This is a genomic window from Stenotrophomonas sp. FW305-3-2-15-E-LB1, from assembly GCF_058787375.1.
The window spans coordinates 22,352-45,185 of sequence record NZ_JBYSZR010000001.1 but is presented as its reverse complement, the minus strand read 5'-3'; the positions used below and the strand labels follow the sequence as shown (position 1 = coordinate 45,185).

Here is a 22,834-nt window from a genome sequence, read left to right as displayed (position 1 = left end):
CTCATTGGATTTGGAATGCCGGCGGTTACGACTGCCACCCTCACCGGCGGAACCTGGCTCACGTCCGATCAGGGCTCGGCGCTGTTCGACGGTAAGCCGGGGCGCGCATCGCGCATCCGGCGCACCGGCTCCCTCGCGATCACGGTCACGCTAGCGCAGGCCATCGTGCCGGGCATCGTGGCTGTCCTCGGCTTGAGCGTGCCGGCCGGCGTGCAGGTGCGTGCCGCCGGCGCGGTCGGTACGACCGTCAAGCTGCCGGATGGCAGTGTCTGCGCCTGGCTATTTCCTCAAGGAACAGCGGCGGTGTCGGTGGTGTCGCTCGAGATCGTCACGACGGACACCAACGTCGACATAGGGGAGATCGCAATCTTCCGCGCGGTCGATGTTGGAATCAGCGACGGCTGGGGCGTGGTTCTGGTCGACAGCAGCGCCCACACCAGGACCAAGGGCGGGCAGTTGAACACTGTGGATGGTGCGCTGTATCGGCGCATGACGTGCAACCTGTCCGGAAGGGCTACCGATATTGTGCGCGGCGGCGGTCTGGCTGGTGGTGTGGACTGGGAGACTGTCGCTGCGGCGATGGCCGGGCGTCGTCGGTCGTGCGTGGTTCCCCAGTACAGGGACATGGCTACGAAGGCGTTCAACCCAGCGTTGGCTGCGCGTTCGGCCATCTATGGCTACCCGACCCAGCTGCCGAGCGTCGAGAACATCAGCCGCAACTACTTCTCCGGCACCATGGAGTTTGAAGAAGTGCCAGCGTAGCCATTTGTTGGGGCTGGATGAGGGTGCGAGAATCCGCCAGGAACTTTGATGCGAGGATCGCAATGACAAACTCCATAGCCCTTAAAGCGGCCGCCGTCGTACTTGCGTCCGGAGCGCTCTTGGCGTCCTGCGGCGGAGTTCCGCCGGAGCAGCGTGCCTTTCGTGAGGCGAGCAGGAATTGCCAGCAATGGATCAAGGAGTCGGCCAAGAATCCATCTTCGGCAAAGATTCCAGCGCCAAGCTCCGTTGGCCAAGCCAACGGCCAGATCCTGGTCCAGTGGGGGCACGGTGACGGACTCACTCTCATGAACGGATTCGGTGCGAACGTAGACGCCACCGCGCGATGCCTTATGTCATTGGACGGCCACTTCTTGGAAGAGCTAGTCATCAATGACGAAGTGATTCGAAGATCCACCTCCGAATGATCGATCGTCAATAGAAGCCGCCCAATTGGGCGGCTTTTCTTATTCATCTCGGCCCGCCATGTGCGGGCTTTTCTGTGGACGACGGCATGAGCCTTTACACCCTTACCGTAGACCTGTTGCTGAAGTCGGGCTCTTTCGAGCGAGATAGTGGAAAGGCGGCGCGGATCGTAAAGCGCGACATGGCGACAATCCAGTCATCCATGTCTGACGCAGCCCAGAGGGGGGCGGATCAGGTTGCGTCTGGCTTCCGCAGGGTTGCGTCCGAGGCTGTGGGTATGACCTCGGCTTTGGCTGCCGCAAAGGCGGTCATCGGAAAGGCGGACGAATGGACGAATCTCAACAACCGGCTTCGTCTCGTAACCAAGGACCAAGCTGCCTTCGTTGCCGCCCAGCAGGATGTTCTGCAGATCGCCAAGGCGACCCGCCAGCCCCTGAGTGCCACCGCTGAGCTCTATCAGCGCATCGCGATGAATCAAGAGGCGCTGGGGCTTTCCGGAGCTGGCTTGGCGCGAGTGGTCGAGACCATTAGTAAGACCATGGTCATTAGTGGCAGCAGCGCCGCTTCGGCCGAAGGTGCGCTGATCCAATTGGGACAGGCGTTCGCCTCGGGCACACTGCGTGGCGAAGAGCTGAATTCGGTGCTTGAGGGTGCCCCGGCGCTCGCTCAGGCAATCGCCAAGGGGCTGAACGTTCCGATGGGCAAGCTCCGCGAGCTGGGGCAAGCAGGTCAGCTGAGCGCCGATCAGGTTGTGAAAGCACTGCAGCAGCAGGCCGCGGCAGTCGATAGTGATTTCGGCAAGATGACTGCAACAGTTGGGCAGTCGATGACCCAGCTCAATACCAATCTTTCGGAGATGATCGGTCGTGCCGACGAGGCGACCGGGGCATCGCAGTCGCTTGCAGCAGGAATTGGCCTTGTAGGCAACAACCTCCAGACCGTTGCAGTGGCAAGCGCTGCCTTTGCATCCGGGCCTCTGCTCAAAAGCCTTTTGGCGCGCGTGGCAGCCGCGAACGCGGGCGTTGCCGCTGACAGGGCGGCCGCAGCACAGAATGTGGCTGCTGCACATCAGCTCGAACTCCGCACCCGTGCCGCCATGTTGGACGCTCAGGCAGAGGTGCGTCGCGCCGCGGCAATCGGCGGCAGTGTGTCTGTGAGTTCAAAGGCCGCTGCCGCAACTCTTGAGCATCGGCAGGCGGTTCTCTTGCTGGCGCAGGCCCAAGGCCAAGCCACAGTTGCAAATGCCAGCTGGGTGGCGCGCGCTGGCGCATCGACCCTTGCTTTGTTGGGTGGGCCGGCCGGCATCGTGACGATGTTGGCCACCGCTGCAGCTGGGTGGCTGATCTTCCGCGACAACACCACGGCGGCATCTGCTGCGCTGATTGACTTCAGTGGCGCTGCCGACACAGCTATTGAGAAATTTGAAAAACTGAATCGCCAGCAGCAGGCTGGCGAAATTCTGCGTCTGCAAAAGGAGATCGACGCAAACTATCGCACCATCACCGGTTCCATTACCGAGATGGTTGCGGCGGCTACAAACTTCTCCACTGCAGCCCAGGCGTCAGAGTTCATCCAAGAGACGGAGCGCCTGGATGCGGCGTTCAAGGCCGGCAAGATCAGCGCAGATGACTTCGCCAGCGGCCTCGACGCAGCCTGGCAGGCAATGCTCGACGGTTCGCCAGCCGCCGCATCGGTGGCGAAGGCTCTCACCGAGGAGACCGCCGCGGCAGCGACAGCAGGAAGGGAAGTCGACCGCAAGCGCGCAATTCTCGACGCTTTTACAGGCAGCAGCGCTCAGGCCAAGGGAGCAACCGACGCGCTGTCGGGGTCGTTCGACGTGCTGGGGGAATCGGCCGGCGCGGCCGGCAAGCGGATTTCCTCAGCGATGCAGTCTCTCCCTGGGCAGCTGGCCCGGGTGGGTAAGAGTGCGGCCGAGGTTGCAAAGCTGGATGTGGGCGACTGGTTCAGGGAGGCCCAGGCTAATGGCGTCGACTTTTCCAAGCGCGACGACCCGAAGGTCAAGCAGTACATAGAGCAGGGCGCCAAGTACATCCGGTTGCAGTCAGAACTGGCGTCTGCACAGGATAAGTTCACCGAATCGCGAAAGGCGGCAGCTGCCGCAGATCGTGCAGGAGAGAAGGACCGGAAGGCGGACGCCGAGTCCATCAAGCGATACAACGAGCAAGCGGCCATAGCTGCTGCAACCATGCGAGGGCCGTTGGCCGAGGCGACCGAACGGCAAGTTCAGCTGGAGAAGAAGCTCAAGGAATCGCTGGATGAGGGCAAGATTTCCCGTGCTGCCTACAACGTTTTGGTGAAGGAATCTGAGCAAGTTCTATCCCAGTCGACCGCTGAGATAAACCAGGCGTTGGCCAGTCCGGAATCGCTGCTTGCGACGATGGACGCCGAAGTTGCCATGTTGGGCAAGGTGGGCAGGGCTCGGGAATTGTCGCGTCGGCAGATGATGAACGAGCGCGACATGCGGCAGGAGCTGCAGCGGGCCGTGGAGGCGGCAGGCAGCAAGGAAGCCCTAGCTTTGGCCAAGGGTGTGGACAGCTACGAGGCCTATGAGCGGTCGATGCTGGCCGCCGCCGATGCATCCGCTGCGCTTTCGATCCAGGTGGAGGAGGCTGCAGCCAATGCCGAGGCGTGGGCAAACGTCGTTCTCGATGGCGTGGATGGCGCTGCCGACGCAATGGCCGACTTCGTGGCCAGCGGGCTGCGGGACTTCAACGGTCTGTGGGACGACCTGAAGGATGTAGCGAAGCAGGGCCTGCGTGACATTGCTCGCGAGCTTCTCCGCCAGAAGCTGGTGATCCCGATCCAGACGCAGATCATGAACGGGATCAACGGGCAGGGTGGTGGATTGAGCCTGCAGAGCATCATGGGCCTGTTCGGCGGCAACGGATCTGCAGCTGGTGGGCAAAACCTGAGCAGTGTGGCAGGGCTGCTTTCGCAGGGGCAGGGCCTGTTCGGTGCAGCAACTGGCGCCGCGGGTAGTGGTGTCAGCGCTGGCAGCCTGATGGGCTTCGGCAACAACATCGCCGCGTTCGCCGGCGGTGGCGCATCGGCGGCCGGTGGTACGGCTGCCGCCGGCGCCGGTGCCGCATCGTCTGCGGCTGCGGCGGTCCCGATCATCGGCTGGATCGTGGCCGGCATGATGAAGAACGCCGAACTGTTCGATCAGGGCTGGGACATTGCCAATGGCGAAAGCTGGGCGGGCAAGATTGCCACCGCCGGTGCCGTGGGGCTGGCAGACAAGGGATTCCGCGGCCTCGGCTTCAATGACAAGGTGGCGTCGATCCTGTCGGGGTCGAGTATCCACGCGAAGCTTTTCGGCCGCAGCGCGCCCAAGGTGACCGGCCAGGGCATTACGGGCGATTACGGGTTCGGTGGTTTCAGCGGCCAGTCCTACGCTGATATTAAGGCCAAGGGCGGTTTGTTCCGCAGCGACAAGAAGTGGACGCAGTACGCTGCGTTGGATCCTGGCATTGATCGGACGTTCGACATGGCGGCGCGGCAGGTTCGCGGCGCGGCCACTGACCTGGCCAAGCAGCTCGGCGTGGACCTGTCCGGGCAGCTGGCCGGGGTCAAGGTGTCGCTGGGCAAGCTGCAGCTGTCGGCGGACTCGGCCGAGGCGAAGGCGCAGCTGGAGGCCTATCTGGCCGACATGACTGATCGACTGTTCACCGAGGCAGTGAAGGCGGCGGGCTTCGGTGGGCAGCTGGACGGCCACTTTGAAGCCTCCGACGTGTTCACGGCGCTGGGCGCATCCATCGAGCTGGCCGTGGGCAATGCGGACCAGCTCGGGCGCGCGCTGAATGGGCTGGAGATCGAGAAGGTCAACAAGGCCGTTGACTACTTCCAGGATCTCGCCAGCGTGGCCGGCACGGACCTGGCCACCCAGGTGCAGAAGGTGACGGGGCTGCTGGGCAACTACGCCACGCTGATGGCCGACGTGTCGACGCAGCTCCTGACCGGTGACCTGTCCAGCTACCAGCAGCAAGCGCTCAGCATCGAGCGGACCTATCGCCAGCAGGTGAAGTCGGCCAACGACTACGCCAAGGCGCTGGGCCTGTCCGGGGCGCGCGCGGAGGACCTGGCCAAGATCGAGGCGTTGCGCGCCACGAACATGGGCAAGCTGCAGGCGCAGATCGACAAGGACAAGAGGGCCATGCAGTACGGCCTTTCGATCAGCGACCTGTCGCCCTTGACGGACCAGGAGAAGCTCAGCGAGGCGATGAAGGAGCTGGAGCGCGCCGTGTCCGGCGGCGACACCAGCGCGGCGCAGGCGGCCGCTCAGGCCGCTCTGGGCTTTGGTCGGAACCTCTACGCCAGCGGCAAGGACTACAACGGCCTCTACGAGCAGGTTACCGGCCTGGTCGGTGGCATGAAGGTGGGCGACCTCGATATGGAGGATGGCACCAGCATGGGCGCCCTGGCCGATGCAATCGAGGCCCTGCCGGACAACTTCAGCCGCGCCGTGTTCGACCTAGTCGTGAACAACGACGGCCAAGCCGCGACCACGACCGCGGTGCAGCAGAGCAACGCGCTGCTGACTGACGTGAGGGGGCTGCTGCAAGACCTCCTTTCCACCACTACGCAGGGCGTCCGCACGTCGTCCAGCTCGGCCCTGCGCCAATCGCTCAACGCCTGACGAGGTAACCCAATGCTGCAACGGAAACTCACGCTGGTGGAAATCGGCGGGAGCGATCTGCCGTCTCCGTCGCCGGCCGCGCCGCGGTACTCCAACTGGTTCCCGATGCCGTACAAGGCGGCCGCCGTGCCGCCGGTGGAGGGGGTTACCCCGAACCCGGTGGCCGATGGCGTGCTGATCGAATGGACGGCCGTTGACCAGGTGGGTGTCATCTACGTGATCGAGCGCGGTCCCACCGCGCAAGGTCCGTGGACCGAGATCCACCGCACGACGGAATCCCGCTACCACTACAGCGACGGCAGCGGCCAGAAGTGGTGGTTCCGGATCACCCCGACCGTGCGCGGCAAGCCCGGCGCTGGCAGCACGGTAGAGGTGACGCCTCCCACGACCACTGCGGACCTGGTGGAGCAGCAGGAGAAGCTGGCGGCCGAGACCCTGGCTCGCATGCGGGCCGACGCGGCGGAGGCAGCAGCCCGCGCGGCAGCCATGGCGCAGGCTGCGCAGGATCTGCTTGCCGAAGCAACGCTGCGCCAGCAGCAGTACGCGGACGCCATGCAGGGCATCGCCGATGAGGCCCGTGCCCGGGCGGACGCGGTCCTGAACGAGAAGCTGGCCCGGGAGGCCGCCATCAGCCTGGAGCAGCAGACCCGCCAGAGTGAGGTGGAATCACTGGCGCGCGCGCTGTCCGAGGTGGCCGCCGGCAGCGGCACCCAGTTCGACAGCCGCGCCATCTGGTACTTCGACCAGACGGTGGAGGGGTGGGCCGGCAACGGCACGCCCACGCTCGTGGACGGCTGGCTGCGGCCGGCCAATGCCAGCTCGGCCCCGTGGGTGCAGTCGCCAGCGGCGCTGGCTGTGGACGGCAGTGCCTACCGCTTCGTGAAGCTGCGCGTGAAGCGCGTCGGCTCGCCGACGTGGGCCGGCTTCCTGCAGTGGATCACGCCGTCCGACCAGGCTTGGAATACGCAAAAGCGCGTGGCCATCGCTGAGCCGGCGTGGGACGCCAGCGGCGTGGCCACCGTGGACGTGCAGGACATTACCTGGTGGCCGGGCACGGTCGACCGGATCCGCCTGCAGCTGGGCACGGCTCAGGCTGTGGCCAACTACTTCCTGATCGACTGGGTGGCCGTGGGCCGCCCGACGCCGGGCGCCTCTGTGGCGCTGGTGCAGGCTGAGACCCTGGCCCGTACCAATGCCATTGCCGCCGAGGCCAGCCAGCGCAACACGCTGGCCGTCCAGATGCGCGGCAACTACACCGGCACCGACCCGCAGCAGCTGACCTCCGGCCTGGCCTACGAGGAGCTGAAGGCGCGTGTGGCGGCGGACAGTGCCCAGGTGCAGCGGATCAATGCTATGGAAGCGCGGATGCCGGCTGGAGCTGGCGTTCTCGCTCCTGCGGCGGCTGTGACCGAGGAAGCCCTGGTCAGGGTTAGCGGTGATGCGGCACTCGCGCAGTCGATTACTGCCGTCAACTCCACGCTGCCCGCGATGATCGCGCAGGGCAGCAACATGGTTCTGAACGGTGGCTGGGATCAGGGTGACAATGTGGGCTGGTCGTACAGCAATATGGCCGGCGTCGCCATCGTTGCCGAAGGTCGCACCGGCAAGTGCCTCAAGGTGACCGCGCCAAGCGGAAACCGCAGCATGATCGCGAACGGCGCCGCAGATCTGAACATTCCTGTGGTGGTGGGAAAGAAATACCGCATCAGCGCGTATTACAGGACTGACGCGGATTACAACGGCACCAGTGGCAACGGCAAGGTGCGCATCGCCAATCAGGACAACGGCCTTATCGCAGGCCTGGCGTTTGCTGCCAACCGTACTGACTGGACGCGGCTGGAATGGGTAGGTACTGCAACCACGATCAGCGCGCTGCGCGTGTACGTCAACAGTGACCACACGGCTGGCACGTTGTGGGTTGATGACGTAATGGTCGAGGAAGTGACCGACGTTCTGGCTACAGCTGAGGGACTGCAAGCCCTGTCGAACACGGTCCAGATTCAAGGTGGCCAGATCAGCGCCCAAGCGAATCTAATCAGTGCGCTACGCACAGACGTGGACGGCAAGGCCAGCAACTTAGCTCTGCAGTCGCTGCAGTCCCAGGTGACGTTGCAGGGCAGCGATATCACCAGTCTGGGCACGGCGATCACCAACGTCACAGCCTCCCTGGGTAACGTGGGGGGCGACAATCTGCTGGGTAATAGCGGATTTGAGCAGAGCGGTGCGGGGTGGACCAATAGCAGCGGGGGATTGGCCGGTGGCGTCGTCACGCGTAGCTATGTTGCATCCGCGTTGCCCAGCAGCAGGCTGGCGGCGCGATGGGACTTCGCGAACGTGCCAGTCACGGGATACTGGGAGTTCACGACCACCAGTGCCAGCAAGACCATGTCGGTGGAGCCTGGCAAGCAGGTCACGCTGTCAGCATACGTGCGGGGAACGCCTGGAGCCCGTGTGTTTCTGCAGTTCCGTTGGCAGGACGCCAACAACCAGACGATCAGCTACAGCGGCACGCCTGCCGATCCGGCAAAGTTGGTCACTGCAGCAGGGTGGGATAGGAAAACCTTCACCGCCAACGCGCCGGCAACCGCGGCTTTCTGCCAGGTCTACCTCCGCGCCTATGGCTTGGGCAGCGCTGACCAGTGGGTCGAGTGGGACAACGTGCAGGTGCAACTGGGTAACACCGCCAGTGGCTACAAGCTGTCGACCGACGAGCTAGCCGAGCAGACGGCCATCAACGCTGCTGCCACTACCACACTGACCGGCACCGTCACTGCGCTGCAGGGCACGGTGACTTCCCAGGGCAATGCGATCACCACCGTCACAGCGGTTGTGGATCAGGGGAACCGTGCTGGCAGCAACATGTACCTCGATGGCAGCTTTGAAGCTCGCCCGGTTGGTACGGTCATTCAGACCTGGGCGCTTGTCACCACCGGTGGGCGCACTGGCACCAACGCGATGACTGTCAGCTTTGCCAGCAATACGCGCTCGATCTCGCTGGGCACGTTCGATGTGGCACCTGACCGTGTCTACTACGCAGAGGCTTGGGCGAAGCGCGTGGGGCCAGCAGCAGGCAGCGTACAGCTGCGTTTCAATGTCAGTGAGAATGGCAACTCGGCCAGCTATCCCAACTTTCAGAGCATCAGCCTGTCGGCAATCTCTGAAACCGAGTGGACCAAAGTGAGCGGCTACGTCCGCATTCCCGCTGGCAAGAATCGCGCGATCTTCCAGTTGAATAGCGCCAACGCAACCACGAGTGCAACCCAGCTGATCTGGGATGACTTTGTACTGCAGGATGTGACCGAAGCCTACAACGCGCAGCAGACCGCGGCTGGTGCCGCCAGCGGCGTAAGTGCGCTGAATGCGACAGTGACCCAGCAAGGCCAGCAAATCAGCGCGCAGGCCACGCGGATTGATGGCGTGCAGGCAGCTGTCGGTGGCAAGGCTGACGCTCAGGTTGTGCAGGAGATGGCGGTAAAGGTCAGTAACCAGGGTTCTGGCGAGAACAAGCTGGTCAACTCGATGTTCCAACAGTGGGCGCCTGACGGTTGGGCGTGGGATACGAACAACAGCGCATTCCGTGCGCTGGGCGATCCAACTGGCGGGAATCCTGCGTATCAGATCGCTGGTATGCAGGGTATTGGCTCCGTGTCTGAGCAGACTGTTGCAGCGGGGGTGTCCAGCTGGTTTGGCATCAAGAGCAGGCTGGACGTAACGCCGGGTAAGCGCTACAACATTTCGGCTTGGGTTGATTGCCAGCGTTGTAGCGTGCGTTTGGAAATGATCTTCTTTAACGCTGCAGGCGGATACCTTGGCGCATTCAACACGCCCGTGGTTACCGACAACCAAGGCGATATGTCCAAGGGCTTGGCGAGCCTGCCGAGACTGTCGGTGTTCGGTGTGGCACCGGCCAATGCCGCAACCGTGCTTTTCCGGGTGACGATCATTGGCACCGGTCAGCCTGTGCCATATTTCTGGATGTTCCGTCCAATGCTGGCAGAGGTGGACGCCAGCGCTACCCAGCCGCCGGCGTGGTCTGCAGGCGGTGCTGAAACGTCTGCAGAATGGAGCCTGTCCGTGCGCGCGGACAAGATGATCGCAGGCATCAAAGTGGGTGCCACGGCAGAAACATCTGAGATCAACTTCCTGGCGAATGTGGTGAACATTCTCACGCCAGGCGGGGCTGATGGCTTTGAAATGACCAAGGGCTATCTGCGCGTCTGGTCCGGTAGCTCGCAGCGCATCATCGGTAATGGCTTCGGCACGGATGGCCTGGTGGACTACTTCGGGCCCAACGTCGGCGCGGCCAACGCAAACAAGGCGAACGCGACCATGTGGATGGATCGCAACGGCAATGCGTACTGGGGCGGAGCAATCGCTGCGGGCATCTTGCGTAATGCGAACCAGAGTTCAAGCATCCACACCGTCGGCAACGGTGTCCTGGTCGGACCGTTTGACACCAACGGACGGAACAAGCAGGTGGTTGTCGGCTACAACCGCCGACACATCCGCACCAAGAGTGCGCTCGGCCCGCAGGGCTTTGTGGCCGGGGCTGGCACTAATGGGGGCGTTATCAACCTGTACCGCCAGCTTGAAGGGCAGGCCGAGACCCTGTGGCAGCAGATCTCGATCACCGGGAGCGTGACCATCAATAACGAGATCGACGGGCCTGACACCGCCAGTTCTGGCTGGTCCGCATCGCTCACGCTCAACGACAACATGGATGGGACCACTCGCCGCAGCTACCGCGCCGAGATTGTCAGCTTCACCGAGCAGACCGTTAGTCACCAGTCGGGCAGCTTCGAGGGGCAGACCATCACTCAAAGCCTTTCGGTCATTTCCATCGAACAGCAATAAGCCATGCGGGGCTGGCTCTCGCCCCGCTTTTTCTACAGGAGATACATCATGCTTGCACGTGCACAGCTGTACCAGAGGATCGAGAACGCTGATAACCCCGGGAAGGTGCAGTTGATCTTCCGCGCCACGGATGGATCCGGCGCCATCTTCAACTTCTTCGTGTCCCCGCAGGTTGCGGCTCCGTACGTGACTGCCGCCGAGTACGACTTGGGCGCCGAAGATATCGTGGCCCAGCCACAGGTCTAGGCCACGGCCTCCAACAGTGCCTCAGTGCTGTTGCGCGGGGTGTGAAGCCCTCGGCTTACGCGGTAGGCCTCCGTGGACGGGGGCCATGGCATCCCGTTCACGGGAGGCTCACCGACTGGACGCCATCGTTCAGAGCAAGCTGACAGGGGGCTGCTACGCGCACAAGTGTTGGCGTAGAGAGGCGCTTATCTCTATTGCCTGTAGGTAATTCGCCGTGGAATTGTTGATATCGTTTGCAACCACTTTCTTAGGCGCTTTGATCCTGCTGGTCTTCTTTACTCTTGCTGTGATGCTCTCCAAGGGGGCCTCACGCGGAACTGCGCCAAGGAGACTCCAGATGATTCCCTCTTTCCGCTATGCGTATCGAAAGGCACGCAGCTGGCATGGGTCGGTTCCTGCCTCGATCGTTGCCGGTGTCAGGTACTCGCTGACGGGTGACAGCGGCTACTTCAAGTCGCACGGTGGCTGGAGGATATCCCGCCTGCATCGAGGATCTGACGTCGAAGAGTGATGGTATTCAGGCAACAGGTGTCAGCAGCTGCTCAACGTTGTTCCTCGGAGTGTTCACCGCGCGGCTGATGCGGTATGCCTCCATAGCCAGCGGTTCGCTGGCCATGAGCATGGCCATTGCATCCTCCGCTCCGGCGATTATCCAGGCCTAGATCTGGCCACACCTTGACACCTGTCGAATGAACTGTTCGGGGTGCAGGTCTCTCCTTCACGTCGCGATGACGCCATCTGTTCAGCCCGGTGCTAGCCTCACTGGCTTGGGGGACTGACAGGGAAAATATCCAATGCCGATCAGGGCTGTGGTATACGTGAGCGAGGCTGCGCCGAGGGTAGCTTCTAGCGATTGCGACCTGCCGAGTGCGAAGCTTGAAGAACTGGTAGACGACGCCGCGCGTTTTAATAGAGATGCCGGAGTGACAGGCGTCCTGCTTTTCGACGGAGCAAGGTTTCTTCAGTACCTAGAAGGTCCAGAGGATGGGTTGGCTGTCGCCTACTCCCGGGTGTTGGGATCGCAGAGCCATGGTGCGATTGTCGAGCTTCAGCGCGGTCGGGTTGGACAGCGTCGCCTGCCTTTCTGGCCGATGCGCTGGCTGCCGATAGCGCGCCATGATCTGTCCGGCATTGCCCATGCAGATTGGACCCGCTTCAACAGGCGAGGCGATGCTGAGGCGATGAATGCTACAGCGATGGACCGTTTGGTCAACTTGGCCCAGGTCCGTGCAGCCGCGCCGGTTATCGCTCGGGATGCGCCGCCGCTTCGATCTGCTCTGTGAGCAGGGCCAGCCCTTGGCGCATTGCTGCAGCAGCTAGGGCGGAATCTTCGAGGTGATTGTCAAAGATCCCTGGAACCATGCCCTCCCATACCCTTGTCAATGACGCCGGATCTGGGTGGCTGATGATGAGCGCGCGGACGCAGTACTCCATCGCTTTTAGGTAGCCCCGATGGGCCTCAAGTTCGGTCGTGCAGTTATCGAGGCGGTGCAGAAGCTCGGAAGTGGTAGGCATGGGGCGCTCGTAGACAATTCGCTGAATGAGGGCAATAGTTGGGGCATTCCACATGGCCCCAGGCAATGAGCATCCTCAACGTTCTGCTGTCGCCAAATCAACTATTGGTTGCTGTAGATACCTTGGCTGAGGACTCGCGGACGGGTGCTAAGTCCGCTGGCGCGAAGCTGCTGCTTCTCCCGCAGCACAACCTGGTGCTGGCCAGCCGCGGGAGCGCGCAGTTCTTCCTGCGGATCTACGAACTGGCCCTGCAGGCGAGCTTCCGCGCGGATTTCACCATGGAGCAGCTCGGCAGGGAGCTTGGGCTGGTGATTGACCGGTTGTGGCCCGCGTACGAGAAGGCCGCTCTAGAGGCGGGGATTGCACCGTCTGGTATAGGGACCGAGCTCGTGCTGGGCGGGTGGTCGCCGCAGGCGAACCGTATGGTGGCCACGGCATATGCCAAAAGCGTCAGTGGAGACCCCGCGCGACGGCAGCCGCTGGAGGGTGGTCTGGCCTCCCCTGGGGAGCCATTGAGAGGCAGGCCGGATAGCTTCGAGCTGGAGGCGGTGCTGGAAGCTGGCCGAATTCAGGCGTCATGGCTAAACAATATCAGCGGTCGTCAAGTAGCCGGCGGACGACTTCTTTGTCTAAGCTTGAGCCAATTGAAAGCGAATCTAATTGACCTAGGAGCGATATAGATCGTGTGGATCGATTCCAGCCGACCTCAGCATTCGATCGCGTCTAAGCTGCTGCGTCCACTCTGCGTAGAGGGTTTCATGATTGATATGCTCAACACCTTGGCAAAATGAACATGTCAGCTCCAGTCCGGCAGAGACTTTCGAAAAGCCCATCCCTGCTGTAAGTCGACACTCCTTGTCACAGGCCCCGCATCTGCATTGTATCGCCTGAATGTTGTCAAGCATGCCGTTTGGATGCAGCGACGCTTGGATCCTCAGGATCCGAAATGAGCTAGGGGTAAGCATGTGTCTAGCCAGCTGGGGCCGGACACAGACGCAAATGATTTCGCGCCCGAGAAGAGCCAAGGAACTAGATCTTACCCAAATCGAAGTGTACTTCGCGTGATGGGTGACTCTACGGAGGCAATTGGCTCGGAAAAGCACTCAAGCAGAAATGATTGCCCAGCAGCCACTGGCGATCTCTGCCGCACCCGGGTCGCCGCGCAAACTGGAACGTCGCTGCAGGTGCTCCTTCAACTCCAGTAGCCAGGCAGGCCGATCACCATGAGGGTTCCTCACGTAGATGTCACATGCCAAGCGAATTATGGGAGCAACCTCATGGCGAAAGTTCAACGCAGGTAGGGAACCCGCGTTGAAGGCCAACTCCCAGTGTGCTAGCTCTCTTTCGATGTCGACATAGTCTTTGTTGCGGCGGCTTTCCATGGCAGTTCTCCTTTAGAAGCTTGAACTCTACTCCCTCGATGGTGCAGCCGTTTGCGGCACCGTTCATAAAGCGGGGCTAGCGCCACGCTTAGGTAACAGTGAGTAGAGGAGTGTTTGCAAGGCAGCATCCAGCTGCAGTGGAGTGACGCATGAACAACATCGAGAAAGGCCAAGTAGCAAACAGTAACGACACCAACGATGCAAAGCGCGCTGGTCAGCAAGGGCAGCAGGGCCAGGTCGATGGCGAAGAGCTCGGCGGCGCCCCAGGTGGAAAGAGCGAGAAGGATCCGCAGAAGCAGCAGCAAAGCAGCCAGGATGGCGGCCAACAGGGAAGTGGTAAGGAAAAGCTGGGTGAGCAGCAGGACGCTCGTCGATAGGGCACAACGAGAAGCCGCGCCTTGCGCGGCTTTCTTTTTAGCCGGCAGGAGCTAGGATCAATGGCTTTGCACGAGCAAGCGGTAGGCTTAATGACCAAAATCATGTACCAGTCGCGGCCTGCTGGTACGACGACTATGGGTCCATGCCGATCCTGCCACTCTCCAAGTCCGGGAGGAATGGAGTGTGCTCGCTGCCTAACGGAAGAATTGGGAAGAATCATAAAGAACCGCGGGGCCGCGACCCGCTGGCTTGATTCTTTCCTAAAGGTCCAGCAAGACGAGGCTCAGGTATTTCTGTGCGCTAGCCGCGCCAATCCTGATCCATGCGCCTGAGATCTCGAGAGTATTGGATCGAGCATGAGCTTTCACATCAGCATTTACGACAGGAACGGCAGAGGCCTGCGGCTTCCCGAGGGCTGGTGGATTGATCTATCGCGTGAGTGCCCTGCGCTGGTCAGGCGATCGACACGAATTGATCTACCAATGTCTTCAGTTGACGAGCATCCCAGAATAGACCCCGTCGTCCTGATGGATCTTCATCGTCGTATAGAAGGTGCCCAATGGCTGACCTAGAAAAATACGACCCTGTATGCGTGCGCTGGCTCAGCTTTCGCCTGCGAAACGGACAGTCGATCGGTCCTGAAAAATTGAAGGCTGTATGGTCAGATGCTGCCGAGACCAACAGCTGCAGTGTCCGCAGAGAGCACGGCCCTGACGGTCATGTTGTCTATGTGCTGTATGCGTCACGTGGTCTTCCGATGCCGCGAAGGGCAGAAATGCGTTTGCGGTCAATGCTCGAAGACGCTGGATATGCGTTCACCATGGGGGCAATTGCCGGCCGACATCCGGTCGGTGGGTAAGGGTCCCTTCGCGGTCCTGAATCGGCGAAGGGTCATCTCAGGCTGTGCGACGGCCAGGCGTAAGCTGCTAGGCATGCTCCCTTCGCTCGGCTACCAAGGCTTCCGAACCGCTCCTATCCCTGCCGGGTGGGTGCAAATGGGCGAGCGCTGGGCACTGTGGTGGAACGGCCGGGAGGTGGCCAGCCTCACCCCTGATCGTGCGGGCGGTCTGCGGATGACGCTGAATGCGCTGAAAATGTGGCAGACCAAGAGCGTGAGAGTGGTCAGCCTGCGTCAGGGGAAGCGTTTCGCCGAGCGGTGGTGCGCGGCCAGGCTGTATCCAGACCTGCCACTGCGCGAGGCGGTTGCGCGCCTGACCGACAGCACGCCGATCCAGGCGGCGCCGCCTCTGCCCGGTCTGCCACCGACCCGCGAGCAACTGCAGCAGGCCCAGCGGCTGGACGAGGCGACTGCGGCAGCGTCCGCCCGGGTGAAGGCTGCGCTGGAGCCGATCCGCCCGCCGGCGGAGACCAAGGCTCGGGCAAAAGATCCGATGAAGGCCTGGGTCCGCAACAGCAGGCCTACTGTCTGAATGCGTGAGGTTGTTCAAGAATGCACTGGGGCACCCTCTCGAATCTGGCCGCATAGGGTGCCAACGGGAGTGAAGAGCGAAGACCTTCCTGCATTGCAGTGACGACGGATTGCTTAGCGGATAGAATCCGCCTATACCGTTGACAGGGGGTTGGTGTGGGAACAGTAAACAGGACGTTGCTACTTAAGAGGGTTGTGCAAAAACCTTCTGTTAGATTTCCCGAGCTACCCAAGGTGGAGCTTCATAAATGGATGGACGAAGTTTTTGAGAACTCCGAGACGGTATGGGATAGGCACTATCCGGTCCGCGAAAAGGTTGAAGAGGGTAGGCGCTGTATTTTCTTTAAGCGCGTAGAGAGAAAAGGCGCTGCGGTAGTTTTCAATGCTTACTATTACCGCTCTGGCGTCACTCCGGATCAGGTGTCGTTGGATGATTTGGCAGAAACCATTACCGCCGACAAAATAGTTGGGGCGGACGGGAAGTCTCGGGACATTGCTGACCGGTTTACGATTGTCGTGCTTGGAGAAGTTCTCATCATGGAGGCAGGGCAAGCGCTTGGTGGTGGGCTGCTCGCTATTCACGCAATGCGAGATATGATCAAGCGGCATACAGATGTGCACGTTCCCGTGTTGGCGCTGGACGATGCTCCCACGCTGTCTTTTAAGCAGATGGCAAAGCGGCATGGCGGCGTTGATATGGTAATCGCGCGAATCGCCCGTGATTTCACTGCAGAGCAAGATACCTTCGGTCACGCGATGGAAACTATCGTGGCTGAACAGGGGTTCGATAAGGTGAAGGTGGCAACTACTATTGAATCCCAGTCTGATGACGGTCTGGATATCAACAAGGTCGAGGCGTTGCTGGACGAAAGCGAGTACGAGACGGGACTTTCAAGCATTACCATTCGCTTCAAGGATGGTCGTTTTCTTGGTGATATGGAGCGTTATCGCGAGAAGCTCCCAATCAAGGTTAACGCGACACGTCCAGGTGTTCCAAACGTTAATGAAATTGAGAGTGCGGCCATTAAATATCTGAAGTCTCTTATTAAGATTGATGATGACAATTATCAGTTGATAGATGGGAAAGGCCAGTTCACATGAATTCGGTGATTTCTATGCGCAATTTACCTCCAGAATTTGAGGCGGCCCAACGCACCGTTAAGGCTGCCTCAAAGGATGCGCTTTCAGTTTCGGGTGCGCTGCGGCAGCAGGTTATTGGGTATTTGTTCATAGCTATCGTGGGCACCCTGTGCGGTGCTGGCCTCCTGACGTTCCACGTAATCAGCGCCGGATCTGCTGAGTTTTGGAGGTCTGCGACTACCGTTCTTGCCGTGCTAAGTGGCTTCATGATTGCCACCATGGTGTTCACTGGCAAAATAGACGCAGCCAAGAGCCTGAGTCTAACCGAGCTTCGCCTAGTAGCAGCTAAGATAAATTACATGCTCTTGTATCAGATGGTTACGCTGATAAATCATTTGTCATGCATTGTTCTCATGCTGATTGTTCCCTGGGTGCATTCACGACTTTCCATTCTTGGCGACCTGCTCGGTGCACTTGCTTTAGGCGTACTGCTACTTTCTATTGTGAGAAGTATGCTGATCCCGGCTCAAATTATTGAGCTGCATCGTTTTACCCATGCAGCTCTCCTCCGCGACAAAGCAAGAGAAGTGGATGACGAGTTGAAGGACATCTGAGGCGGCTCGCGAGCTGCCCCGAGTTTGGGGGATTCCCTCATGCTTCGTTGGGTAAGCAGAATTTAGCCCAGGCAGACATTAAAATTCTTCGCTTCTCAAGCATCGATCCCCGCTTGTATGCTGCCTTGGCCTTATCCCGTATTTTGTGCGCCAGCGCCGCCTCCGAAAGGTCGTCAGGAAAGTCCGTGGTTTCGCTCGCCCAATCTTTGAATGTCGACCTGAACCCGTGGACGGTGATGTGACTAAATCCCATGCGTTTCAGTAGAGCCAGCATGGCGTTCTCGCTAAGCGGGTCGGATGTAAGGTCGTTGGGGAAAAGCAGACGCCGGTCCATACGGCGCCGCGCCAGTGCCAATGCGGGCGCCGAAAGGGGAATGGTGTGCTCCACCTTGCCCTTCATCCTGTCCCATGGGACGGTCCAGGTGCCGGCCGCCAGATCCACCTCCCCGGGAGCCGCTCCAAGGGTCATCCCGGTCCTGGCTGCCGTGTAAATCGTGAACTCCAAGGCGCGCGCTGCCTCGCCATGGCGGGATCTGAGCGCGGTCATGAAGGAGGGAAGCTCGGCGTACGGTAGGGCAGCGAAGTTCTCGACCTTCGTGACCGCGGTGGGCTTCGGAAGGATCACGGCCAAGTGCCCCCGCCATCGGGCAGGGTTATCGCCGGTGCGCTTCTTCTGGACGGTGGCCGAGTCCAGCACAGCTTCCACCCGCTGCCGCACACGGCTCGCCGTCTCTGTCTTGGTCGCCCAGATGGGCCTCAGTACAGCCAGGACGTGATCGGTCTCGATACGATCAACCCGCAGGTCTCCCAGCACCGGCTTGGCGTAGGTCTCCAGAGTGCTTGTCCACTGGCCGGCATGCTTGGGGTTCGTCCAGCCCGCTTGGCGTTCCGCGATGTACGCAACAGCTGCCTCCCAAAAGGTCGGGATGGCCGATGTGGCAACAGCTGCCGCTCGCCGCCCCGCAAGAGGGTCTTGGCCGGCCTGAACCAGTTTCCTTGCGGCATCAGCCGCCACCCGCGCATCGGCCAGGCCGATCACATGCAGCGGGCCAAGTCCCATTTCTGGGCGTCTCCCCTCAAAGCGATACCGGAACACCCAGCTCTTTGCCCCGGAGGCGGTAACCTGAAGGTACAGGCCACCGCCGTCTGCGTGGTATCCAGGCTCTGTCACCGTGGCTACCCGTCTCGCCGTCAGGCGATTGATCTTCAAACCCATTTCCTACCCATCCATGTACCCGCCCAGAGGACGCGGCTTCCCGCGAAGGCGTACGAACCAGACCGGATGGTGAAACCTAGCTGGCGCAAGGGCTGAGACTGGTTCCACGAAGGCGCACGAAAGCTAGGGAACCCCCTGAACTCGGACTCTCGCTCCGCCAGATACAAGAAAGCGCCCGTAGATCTTCGATCTGCGGGCGTTTTTCGTTGTGCGTGATTGGTGCGGAACTGCAGGCGCCGATCAATCGTGGGACGCGGAATATTTCCGTTCGCCAGAAAGCACTGCCAGCCGAACGAGCGTGCGGTCTGCATCCTGCTGCGCCAGCCGGTTCTCTGGCGGCGGCAGTGGGCACGTTGCGAATTCGGTGTACGCGCACGGTGGGTTGTAGGCGCGATTGAAATCGAGCGTGACCGAACCGTCCGCAGCGACCGCATCGGTGCGCAGGTAGCGACCGACACCATAGGTCTGCCGGCCCGTCGTCTGATCCTGGAACATCAAGTTCAGCCCCTTGGCCGGATCGCCCAATGCTTCCAGTCTCCATTGCCGCCCCTCTTTTTCAAAGACGACGTAACCAGGATTGGGCGTTTCGGTGACCTCGCCGATGACGCTGGCGATGGGCAGCGTCCTGCCGGCGGGGTGGGGCACGAACTGCGCCTGCAGCCGCCAGCCCTCGTCTGCGGGGAAGAAATCAAGACCGGAAAAGGCCAGGCGAGCGGGTGCATCGGCATGCCGTACCCGCAGCGCAAGGCGTTGGCCGCGGCGGATGACACTGATTTTTCCCTTGCCGTCGTCATAGGTGAGCGTGGTGCCACCGCCGGGGCCCTCCGGTGCCAGGCGAGTGCTGCCCAGCACCGGATTGCCTTCTGCGGTAATGGCCACTCCATCGGCAGGCTGGAAGAACACGCCGTCGCCACGTTGCTCGATCTGGCCCAGGCGAGCGGGTGCAATGGCCAGCCGGATGTCGTTGTCCTCGCTTCCGCCCACGCGTTGTGTACCGACTTCCAGCCAGTGCAGCCCGGTGAGGCTTGTCCAGCCATCCGGCTTGCCCAGGTCCGCGGCGCGCCGACGCACCCACTCGGCGTGTTGTTTCTCGAACGCCGACGCTGCAGGCGTTCCGGTAGCGGCCTGCGCATCGACGGGTTGCCGTGGGCTGCATGCGGTAACGGCCAGTGTCGCCGCAAACAGGAACGCGAGTGGCGGTGTCTTCATGCGGTTCACCAGTTCTTTGAAATGCCGAGGTGGAGATAGCGCCCGTAGGTCTCGTGCAGCGCGCTCAGGTAATTGCCGGAGGCGTTGAGGGGCGGCTCTTTGTTGAACAGGTTGCGCGCTCCCACTTCCACCGCGGTGCCCTGCAGTACGCCCGCGTGGAACTCCTTCTTCACCGACAGTGCCCAGCGCTGGGTGGAGGCGACCACGTACGGCCGGCCATCGGCGTACGCCCCGGCCCTGACACTGTCGATGTAGTCGTCGCGCAGCCGCACGGTCCAGTCCTGCAGGTTCCAGATCAAGGTGGCGCTGGCCCGCCACTCCGGCTTTGCCCCGTTGATGCCGACTTCGTTGGCCGCACCAAGGTCGGGCGCGATGATGTTCAACGCGCCGCGGGCGATCGCGGCGGCGACCTCCTGCACTTCAGCAGGCTTCTGCTGGGTGTACTCCTTCAACTGGCTGACGCTGACCAGCAGCGCGAAGCGACCCCATGCGGTGTCCGGCAACCGCCAGTTGACGTTGTAATCCATGCCGGAGGCCGTCAGCGGACTGCGGTTCTGGTAGCGGTTGTAGATGTTGGTGACCACGCCGGCCGGTTCAAGCCCGGTGCCTGCGAACAGGGCGATGTCTTCGGCAGTTGCCTGCGTGCGTACGACGTTGGGATTGCTGCTGCCTTCGACGACACGCAGATAGGCGTCGTAGAGCAGCTCCTCGCCCATGGTGCTGATCGGGTTCTCGACCTTCACCCGCCACGTGTCCACGCTCAGGCTGATCGAGCCGAAGCGTTCGGGCAGGAAGCGTGGCTCGAACACGGCGCCCCAGGAAGACTGTCGCGTCGTTTCCGGTTTGACGTCATCGCCGTAGGAGGTCACCGAACTGACCGATGGCTTGACCGCCGAACCACTGCTGTAAGCGTTGAGGCAGGCGCTGTAGTTCGGCTGTGCACCCTTGGCGATGAGTGCATGGCAGCGGATGGCGTCGTTGTTGAAGCCGAACCCGTAGGTGGGCGGTGAATTGACCAGTTCCAGCCCCGGCGCGCGGAAGCCGCCACTGACCGAGCCGCGCAGCAGCAGGCTGTCATTGACCTTCCACGCAGCGGCCAGCTTCGGCTTGGCGACCTTGCCGGCGTCGCTGTAGTCCTCCCAGCGCGCGGCCACCTGCAGGTCCAGCGATTGCACCAGCGGCACGCCCTGCGCGGCGGACACCAGGGGGATGGCCAGTTCGATCAGCGCGGAGGTGACGTTGCGGCTGCCATGCACGTCAGGCCGCGGGCTGTGGGTGAAGAAATTGCTGGGCGCCACCGTTCCGGTGTACCAGTCGGTATAGGGGTGGCTGCCATCGATGTTCCCATCGCGGTCATCGCTGCGGCTTTCGTAACGGTACTCCACGCCCGCCGCCACGCCGATGTCGCCGGCATACCACGTCAGCAGATCGGAACGGTCGATCTTGAAATCCCACAACGCCAGCTCGCTGGTGCCTACGCGCGTCGCCTCGCCAATGAACGAGGAGGTGTCATACGGCGTGGCATCGCCAAACCGGATGCTGGCGGGATCGCCGCCGCTGAACGGATTGTAGGCACTGGCATCGGTGCGGTTCACCGCCTCGATGAAGGCATCGGTGAGCCCGCCCTGCTGCACATCGGTGCTGCGCGCGCGTGAGTAAAGCAGTGCGCTTTCCCAGTTCCAGCCGCCTTCGGTCCAGCCACGTACGCCGAGCAGGACGCGCGATTGGTCGTTGTCGACCGTGACGCGGCGGATCCCCGAATCCGCGAACTGATAGTTCAGCAGTCGGATCGCATCGGCACTGCGCAGCGCTTCCGGAACCCAGTAGGCGTCGGGACGGATGTGCAGCAGGAAGCCCTCGCCGCCGAAGCCGGACTCACTGCTCACCCATGACTCGGACCTGGCCCGGTAATAGGCCAGCTCGCCGAACAGCTGCAGCGAGTCGTTGACGTCGAACCGGCCGCTGGCGAACACGTTGCCCTTGCGGATGGCCGGCGCCGAGGTGATGCCCGGCTCGGCGGCCGAGTCATAGTGGTAACGGGTCGGCACCGTGCCGGAGACGAGTGCGCCGGTCGCAGGATCGATGCTCCAGCTGCCGGTGCGCCTGCCATTGGCATAGGTATCGAAGTGGCCCCAGGGCGTCCGCGTGCTGAAGCCGGTGCTGCCATCCGGGTCGGGCACGCTGGTGCCATCTCCCAGTGGCCGACGACCATCGGTCGCCGTGAACCAGGCATCGGAATTGCGCTGCGCCGTCCGCGTGGAGAATCCGTAGAGCAGCGAGATGTTGCCGCGTCCATCGGCGAAGTCGCTGCCCAGGTAGCCATCCAGAGAGACGTCTTCACGATGTCCGTCGGACACCTTGCCGTAGTCCAGGCGGACGCCGCCGCCGTTCTGCAGGTTGGCCGGCGTCACCAGGTCGACCACGCCCGCGACCGCGTCCGAGCCGTAGATGGAGGCTGCGCCGTCAAGCAGCAGGTTGATGCGTTCCAGGCCGAAGGTCGGGATGGCATTGGCGTTGTAGGTCGTGTCGTCGCCGCTGTTGCTGATGGGATGCTGGACGGTGCGCCGACCGTTGACCAGCAGCAGCGTGTACTTCGCGCCGAGGTTGCGCAGGTTGATGGAGCCGACGTCGCCACGGGCGACATTCGAATTGCGCCCGGCGTTGGTGGTGCCTTTCTCGGTGACGGCGACGTCGCCAAACTGCGGCAGGCTGCGGAACAGCTCGTTGCCGTTGGTGGCGCCGGTCGATTCGATCTGTTCGCGGTCCACCGCCACCACCGGCAGCGCTGCCTGGGCGCCACCGCCGGCAATCTGCGAGCCGAGTACGGAGACCTTGTCGAGCAGGCGTGCATTGCCCTCATGCGCGTGCGCGGCGGATGTCTGCTTCTCCTCGGCGGCTTCTGCTGCGGGCGCAAGCAGGGTGCACAGCGCCAGTGCCAGGTGGCGGCGGCGCGCTCGCTGCGGGCGCAGGTTGTACCACGGGCGTTGCACGCTCCAATGCGAGCGCAGGACGAGCTTCATCGAGTATCCCCAGGGATGCTGACAACCGGAGTGAAGGGGCGTCTCCCGG

Annotated in this window: 15 protein-coding genes; 10 read left to right on the top strand and 5 right to left on the bottom strand. The window is 61.9% G+C overall.

The features are described 5' to 3' along the window. The first annotated feature begins 15 nt into the window (after nt 1-15). From AC3WL7_RS00140 to AC3WL7_RS00120, 5 genes are all read left to right on the top strand, one after another. Nucleotides 16-762, top strand: coding sequence for a hypothetical protein (locus tag AC3WL7_RS00140; RefSeq protein WP_492748828.1), 747 nt, complete (start codon nt 16-18; stop codon nt 760-762). Nucleotides 763-1,273: 511 nt separating this feature from the next. After that, nucleotides 1,274-5,842: a tape measure protein gene (locus AC3WL7_RS00135; protein ID WP_492748826.1), complete on the top strand. Its 4,569-nt coding sequence runs from the start codon at nt 1,274-1,276 to the stop codon at nt 5,840-5,842. 12 nt (nt 5,843-5,854) lie between these two features. Next, nucleotides 5,855-10,696: a carbohydrate binding domain-containing protein gene (locus tag AC3WL7_RS00130; RefSeq protein WP_492748825.1), complete on the top strand. Its 4,842-nt coding sequence runs from the start codon at nt 5,855-5,857 to the stop codon at nt 10,694-10,696. Between the two features lie 48 nt (nt 10,697-10,744). Continuing rightward, the gene (locus AC3WL7_RS00125) at nt 10,745-10,942 is read left to right on the top strand and encodes a hypothetical protein (protein WP_492748823.1); all 198 of its coding nucleotides are present in this window, start codon (nt 10,745-10,747) and stop codon (nt 10,940-10,942) included. Between the two features lie 794 nt (nt 10,943-11,736). Next, entirely contained in the window at nt 11,737-12,225 is a 489-nt protein-coding gene (locus tag AC3WL7_RS00120; protein ID WP_492748821.1) for a BLUF domain-containing protein, read from the top strand. Here AC3WL7_RS00120 and AC3WL7_RS00115 read toward each other — a convergent pair. Next, on the bottom strand, nt 12,185-12,457 hold the full coding sequence (locus AC3WL7_RS00115; protein ID WP_492748820.1) for a hypothetical protein: 273 nt from the start codon (nt 12,455-12,457) through the stop codon (nt 12,185-12,187). The two genes, AC3WL7_RS00120 and AC3WL7_RS00115, sit on opposite strands and share 41 nt — an antisense overlap. Before the next feature lie 65 nt (nt 12,458-12,522). Between AC3WL7_RS00115 and AC3WL7_RS00110 the strand changes: the two genes are divergently transcribed. Beyond that, complete coding sequence (locus AC3WL7_RS00110) at nt 12,523-13,137, top strand: hypothetical protein (RefSeq protein WP_492748818.1); 615 nt, start codon at nt 12,523-12,525, stop codon at nt 13,135-13,137. Between the two features lie 423 nt (nt 13,138-13,560). On the opposite strand, the gene AC3WL7_RS00105 is transcribed toward AC3WL7_RS00110, so the two are convergent. Next, nucleotides 13,561-13,839 carry a hypothetical protein gene (locus tag AC3WL7_RS00105; protein WP_492748816.1) on the bottom strand — a complete coding sequence of 93 codons (279 nt, stop codon included), beginning with the start codon at nt 13,837-13,839 and terminating at the stop codon, nt 13,561-13,563. A 149-nt stretch (nt 13,840-13,988) separates the two neighbouring features. Between AC3WL7_RS00105 and AC3WL7_RS00100 the strand changes: the two genes are divergently transcribed. From AC3WL7_RS00100 to AC3WL7_RS00085, 4 genes are all read left to right on the top strand, one after another. Next, complete coding sequence (locus tag AC3WL7_RS00100; RefSeq protein ID WP_492748814.1) at nt 13,989-14,216, top strand: hypothetical protein; 228 nt, start codon at nt 13,989-13,991, stop codon at nt 14,214-14,216. A 933-nt stretch (nt 14,217-15,149) separates the two neighbouring features. Beyond that, nucleotides 15,150-15,647, top strand: a complete 498-nt coding sequence (locus tag AC3WL7_RS00095; protein WP_492748813.1) for a hypothetical protein — start codon at nt 15,150-15,152, stop codon at nt 15,645-15,647. 251 nt (nt 15,648-15,898) lie between these two features. After that, nucleotides 15,899-16,747: a hypothetical protein gene (locus AC3WL7_RS00090; RefSeq protein WP_492748810.1), complete on the top strand. Its 849-nt coding sequence runs from the start codon at nt 15,899-15,901 to the stop codon at nt 16,745-16,747. After that, complete coding sequence (locus tag AC3WL7_RS00085) at nt 16,744-17,340, top strand: hypothetical protein (protein ID WP_492748809.1); 597 nt, start codon at nt 16,744-16,746, stop codon at nt 17,338-17,340. The genes AC3WL7_RS00090 and AC3WL7_RS00085 overlap by 4 nt, the downstream gene beginning before the upstream one ends. 37 nt (nt 17,341-17,377) lie before the next feature. On the opposite strand, the gene AC3WL7_RS00080 is transcribed toward AC3WL7_RS00085, so the two are convergent. The 3 genes from AC3WL7_RS00080 to AC3WL7_RS00070 form a co-directional block, all read right to left on the bottom strand. Next, nucleotides 17,378-18,556 carry a tyrosine-type recombinase/integrase gene (locus AC3WL7_RS00080; protein ID WP_492748807.1) on the bottom strand — a complete coding sequence of 393 codons (1,179 nt, stop codon included), beginning with the start codon at nt 18,554-18,556 and terminating at the stop codon, nt 17,378-17,380. Between the two features lie 240 nt (nt 18,557-18,796). Beyond that, nucleotides 18,797-19,765, bottom strand: coding sequence for a DUF1684 domain-containing protein (locus AC3WL7_RS00075; RefSeq protein ID WP_492748806.1), 969 nt, complete (start codon nt 19,763-19,765; stop codon nt 18,797-18,799). 5 nt (nt 19,766-19,770) lie between these two features. After that, nucleotides 19,771-22,785 carry a TonB-dependent receptor domain-containing protein gene (locus AC3WL7_RS00070; RefSeq protein ID WP_492748804.1) on the bottom strand — a complete coding sequence of 1,005 codons (3,015 nt, stop codon included), beginning with the start codon at nt 22,783-22,785 and terminating at the stop codon, nt 19,771-19,773. Nucleotides 22,786-22,834: the final 49 nt, after the last annotated feature.